Origin of the sequence: Pelomicrobium sp., assembly GCF_036803785.1 — a bacterium.
Classification (GTDB): domain Bacteria; phylum Pseudomonadota; class Gammaproteobacteria; order Burkholderiales; family UBA6910; genus Pelomicrobium.
This window is the reverse complement of sequence record NZ_DAIRTR010000252.1, coordinates 1-1,857: the sequence shown is the minus strand read 5'-3', so window position 1 is coordinate 1,857 and position 1,857 is coordinate 1. Positions and strand designations below refer to the sequence as shown.

At 68.4% G+C, this 1,857-nt stretch carries 3 protein-coding genes; all 3 read right to left on the bottom strand.

What is annotated here, in order from left to right; translation table 11 throughout:
* Nucleotides 1-1,200, bottom strand: a 1,200-nt coding sequence (locus tag V7Q81_RS15940) for a c-type cytochrome (RefSeq protein ID WP_333845301.1), incomplete at its 3' end; no start/stop codon positions are given.
* Nucleotides 1,201-1,210: 10 nt separating this feature from the next.
* Nucleotides 1,211-1,630 carry an ExbD/TolR family protein gene (locus tag V7Q81_RS15935; RefSeq protein WP_333845299.1) on the bottom strand — a complete coding sequence of 140 codons (420 nt, stop codon included), beginning with the start codon at nucleotides 1,628-1,630 and terminating at the stop codon, nucleotides 1,211-1,213.
* Between the two features lies 1 nt (nucleotide 1,631).
* Nucleotides 1,632-1,857 (bottom strand): MotA/TolQ/ExbB proton channel family protein (locus V7Q81_RS15930; protein WP_333845296.1); only part of this gene is annotated, 226 nt, incomplete at its 5' end.

The following is a 1,857-nucleotide window of genomic DNA, read 5'->3' as shown; positions in this document are numbered from 1 at the left end:
GAGAATGACGAAAGCCGACACCGCCGCAGCCGTGGGCGAGAGCCCGTCCCCGCCGAGCCGATTCTGCGCCTCAACCAGCAGCGCGTCGATTTCCGCGGCCCTGCCCCCGAAGTGGAGGGCAGGGGCGCCCGCGCGCAACAGGCTACGGTAGCCCGTCATGGCCTTTTCCACTTCGACCCGAAGGTCGCTCGCCACCGCGTCTAGGCTCGCCTCGGCGAGCTCGAAGCCTTCCAGGTAGGCGCTGACCGCACGCCGCAGGGCCTCAGCCCGGTCGCCGCGGCGATAAGCCTCCACACTCTCGGCGAGCAGCCGGCGGCTTTCGGCAATGGGCGAGCCCGTGGCAGGCTCGAGGGCTTCGGGGTGGACGGCAAGCCAGGCCATGACAGCGGCTGCTTCCTCGCCGTGCTTTTCCGCCACCTCTTTGCGGGTGAGGGTCGCAAGGGGCTTGAGACCAGAAAAGACATTGCGGCCGATGCCTCCCCCCCACAGCGTCATCCCCTTTTGCAAGAGCGTCGGGTCGATCCCCATGCCGTTGACATAAAAGGCGAGGGCCCAGCGATCCTCTTCGGAGAAATGGCGGAAGCCGGTCATGGCCGTGCCCGCCACGCCCAGGGTGATGGTGTTGTAGAGCCCGTAAAGGCTGCGGCTCGCCATGCGCGCCTGGTCGTGGAAATTGCTGGGCGGCGGGTCCAAGCCTGCAGCCGCCGCACCGTCGCCGCGTCCCTGCGCGCCGTGGCACTGGGCGCAATGCTCGGCGTAGAGGGCAGGCGCCCGGGAAAGATCGGGTGCCCGCTTCGGTGTCACGGTGAGATGGTAGGCGTCGATCACCGCCCAGCGCAGGTTTGCCGCGAGGCGGCTCACTTCCTCCCCCGGAGCTTTTGCCTCGATGCGGCGCTTCAGTGCCGCCGCCTGCGCCACGAGGTCCGGCTGCTGCGCCGTCTGCGGCAGCGCCTCGAGCAGTGTCCGTACCTGGCTGGCGAACTCGAGTTGCTCCTGGTACTCAGCCGGGTCCAGCACCTGGCCATCTTGCACGAATTCCGGATAGTCCACGCTTACGTAATCCAGCATGTGCACGATGTTCTCGGCATCTTGCAGGCTCGTTCCGGAAGGGGTTGCCCCGACCCAGGCAGTGACCGCGATGAGGGTGGCCGCCGCGAGCCACCGCGGCAAGGCGAGTGAGAGGCGCGTTCGTCTGGTCACGGCCCTTCCCTCACGGCTCCCTGGGGTCGGTGACGAACCCGATGCGGGTGAGCCCCGTGCTCGCGGCGAGGGACAAAACCTCGGCCACGTAGCGGTACTCGGCAGCGGCGTCGGCCCGGAAGTGCAGCTCCGGCTGGGGCGCAAGGCGTGCTGCGTCCTGAAGCCGCTGCTGGAGCTCGCGCCGATCGACCTGCTCCCCGTTCCAGAACACTTCCCCCGTGGAGCGGATGGCGAGCTGCACGTTCTCGGGTCGGGTGATGTTTACCTGGCTCGTGGCCTTGGGTAGATCGATCTTCACCGCGTGGGTGAGCAGCGGAGCCGTGATGATGAAGATGATGAGCAGCACCAGCATGACGTCGATCAGCGGGATCATGTTGATCTCGCTGACCGGCTGGCCGGGCCCGCCGTCCTGGAAGCCGCCGAAGGCCATCTCAGGCGCTCCCCGCGCTCGCCGCCACCGGAGGAACCGACGAGCGCGCCGCGGCCGGCGGGCGGGCGCGGGCGTCGTCGGCACGCACCCCGGTCGCCATGAAGGCGAAGACATCGTGGGCGAAACCGTCCAGCTCCGAGAGCAGCACTCGGTTGGCGCGGGTGAAGGCGTTGTAGGCGAGCACCGCAGGGATGGCCACCGCCAACCCCAGGGCGGTCATGATGAGG

What these genes read in the sequence shown, in the direction of transcription:
- V7Q81_RS15935 (WP_333845299.1), bottom strand. Translation starts at nt 1,630, where the DNA reads ATGGCCTTCGGCGGCTTCCAGGACGGCGGGCCCGGCCAGCCGGTCAGC.